Below are 3,003 nucleotides of genomic sequence, written 5' to 3'. Positions count from 1 at the left end.
TGCAGCATTTGTCTCTTGTTCATCTGAGTCTGTTCTTCAGAAGTTGCTCCAGGCTCAATACTTTCAGAAACCTCTTCCTCCTCCACCAACGGCTGCTGTACGTTCACTTCTTCCTGGTGGGCAGATACTGTTTCTTCTTGGAAAGAAGCATTTTCTTCGGCTGCAATCCCTGACATTTCAACTTGTGTGCGGTCTTCCAGCTTCTCATTCTCTAGAACTCTCTCAGTCTTCATCTCTTCCAATCGCTTTTTTCTATCCATCATTCGTTTGTCTTGCTTCAGCATGAGCACATTAAATGGAAGGTGTGAGCGTTTAGAAGCAGGTTCTGGTTCAGCTTGTTCACTCTCCTGCTGGAGCTCTTGTTCCGCGTCCGCTAATGAAGCTTCCTCGGATACCTCCTGAGGTAGTTCCTCAACGATAGAAGAAACCTCTTCTGAAGAAGGATCGTTATTAGGCTTATCGTTTTCTTCTGTTAATGCTTCTGTTACTGGTTCCTCAATTGAAGTAGGTTCCTTAGCTTCAGGCTCTTCTTTTTCATCGCCTGCCAGTTGTACATTGGACTCTTCCGTTCCTGGCTCAAAAGTTAAACCAATTTCACCCTCCAATGGGGAAGCGGCTGGCTCATCATCTGCAACTTCTTGATTTCTGAACGGTACCTCTTTTTCATTGTCTGCCAGTTGAACTTCAGTCTCTTCCATTTCCGGCTCAAAGGTTAATTCTAGTTCACCCTCCGATGGGAAAGGGACTGATTCATCCTCTGCAACTTCCTGGTTTCTGTAAGGCCCTTGTTTTTCTTCACTTGCAAGTTGAACATCCTGCTCATCTGTGTCATCCACTGTCAGTCGCACATTGGGCTCTTCCGTTTCTCCTTCAACTGACGTTTCTGTATGTACTTTTACCGTTTCGTCAGTATCGATGTTCATCTCTGAAACAGAATCAATAGAGGTCTTCATATCTCCCTGGAAGACTTCAGAAGTTAGAGTTTCATCCTCGTAGTAAGGAGCTTCAGAAACTTTTTCATTGCGATCCTCCGAACTCTCTCTCTCTTCTTGGGAATCTGCTTCCTCTACACCTCTCCAACGCCTTGGCTCGCTGCTTTTCAGCTCAAACGGAATCGGGTCTCTTTGAATCGGCTTGCTGAAACCATAAATCGGTGATGGAATTTCAGTAGGACGGAATGGACGGCGCGTCGCCTCATCCTTTTTAGCCGGCTTTTCCTTTTTCGGCGTCTCTTCTTGAGGTTCTGTTCTCTTTTCAGCAGGTGGTTCCTCGTTCCTTGAAGGGGTACGTTTCTGCCTTCTCTGCTCTGAACGGGCCGCTCTTTCTTCCCTGCCAGACTCCCTTTTATCAGGGATGACCGGAAATCGGAATTCACCTTTAGGGTATTGATAGGAGACTCTTGCTTCTATTTCTTTATTTTTGTCTTTTGGTTTATTTATATGGCTCTCCTCTTGATAGGAGGCTTCATCTGAGTAAGAATCATCATCTTTTAATCTTCCAAACATTTTTTTAAGCCAACTCAATTGTTATCACTCTCTCTACTGTAATCACTCTTTATTTTAACAGTTAAAAGAAAAAATTCGAGTAAAATCGCCAGAATGGGAGATTTTGTCCATACTTGGGCAGTACAGCCATCCGAATCTGTAAGTCATGCTGCTCATGATCTGCTGTACCTAATTGTTTTTTCCGATAAAAAAATGACTCAAATGGAACCAAAAATTCCCTTGAGTCATTTTTTTAAATCAAATTAGATCATTAAGATGAGAATGCCTCTCCAACTTTTGCATCTTCACCAAGGATGAGGATCCCTTTTTCTTTAGGGGCATCAGGCAGGTCAAGCTCTTTCGCCGAGCAAATCATACCGGAAGAAGCCACTCCTCTTAATTCTGCATCTTTAATAAGCATTCCGCTTGGCATGACAGCTCCCACCTTCGCGACAACCACTTTTTGGCCGCTGTCGATATTTGGCGCACCACATACAATCTGCAGTGTTTCGCTTCCAACGTCCACTTTACAAACGGTAAGCTTATCTGCGTTCGGATGCTTTTCTTTTTCTTGAACATATCCAACGACGAATTTCGGTGAGAAGTCTGCTTGAAGTTCTTCGTCAAATCCGTTCTTCTGGATTGCTTCGTTAATTTCTTTCAATTTATCCTGGTTCATTTCCAGTTGACCCTGAGCGTCAATCTTCATATAAGAAGAAGCATTGAACAGGTTATAGCCAAGAGTTTCGCCTGTCTCCTCATCAAAGATCCTTACAGCGTCACCCTTTTTATCATATGAACTTTCTCCATCAAAACCCGGCACCATGGAAATGATTAAAGTATCTCCAATGCCTTCCATATTGTAAAAAACATTCATTCTTATTTCTCCCTTCCAGATTTACGGTCTTTACGGTCTTTACGGTCTTGAGCCAATATAAAAATCGGTTCCAATTCGTTATCTTCAAAAAGGAAAGATAAGGAGGTAATCGGAACTTTTCCATTCGTAAAAAAGCTCATGGTCAATTCAGCAAGAATATCATACCCTGTTTCATTTCGAATGTCACCAATTATCAGTACATCCTGATGCGGGATGGAAACGGTCATCTCGCCTTCCACCTTCGCTTTCATATCCTTAAGGAAAGAGGTGTTTAAAATCCTGCTCCCGTCATATCCATCATTCGTGTTCAAGAAATGAAACACATTACCGACAAGAGTATCCTGCTTTAATTTTATTGGAAGAGAGCGCAGGTTGAAAAGAGCGGCCTCTTTGACTTTTTCAGGTGTCCACCCTTCTGTCTGCAACAATTTTTCATCAATCATGCGGTATGTAGTGCCCAGATCCACTGCGTAGTAAACCCTGGTTTCCGCGGTATGATCCTCGGTAATAAAAGGAACATCCTCGTGCGTCTTCGTCGGGAAGGACGTTGATCGGATGACCGGAAAGATTTTCTTTTCCTTATCCGTCAATGTATGCTGATAGCCCATTACATCCAGGGCTTCTTCCACATAGTACACCACT

General features: G+C 43.2%; 3 protein-coding genes. All 3 read right to left on the bottom strand.

All coding sequences use genetic code 11. From position 1 onward, the window contains the following. Positions 1-1,523 (bottom strand): hypothetical protein (locus BSG1_RS18860; protein ID WP_044023191.1); only part of this gene is annotated, 1,523 nt, incomplete at its 3' end. A 232-nt stretch (positions 1,524-1,755) separates the two neighbouring features. After that, entirely contained in the window at positions 1,756-2,361 is a 606-nt protein-coding gene (gene ytpR, locus BSG1_RS18855) for a YtpR family tRNA-binding protein (protein WP_006838834.1), read from the bottom strand. 2 nt (positions 2,362-2,363) lie between these two features. After that, on the bottom strand, positions 2,364-3,003 hold a 640-nt coding region (locus BSG1_RS18850), incomplete at its 5' end, for a DUF1444 family protein (protein WP_044023190.1).

The organism is Bacillus sp. SG-1, from assembly GCF_000181495.1.
In the GTDB taxonomy this organism is placed as follows: domain Bacteria; phylum Bacillota; class Bacilli; order Bacillales; family Bacillaceae_B; genus Rossellomorea.
This window is presented reverse-complemented; position numbering and strand designations above follow the sequence as displayed.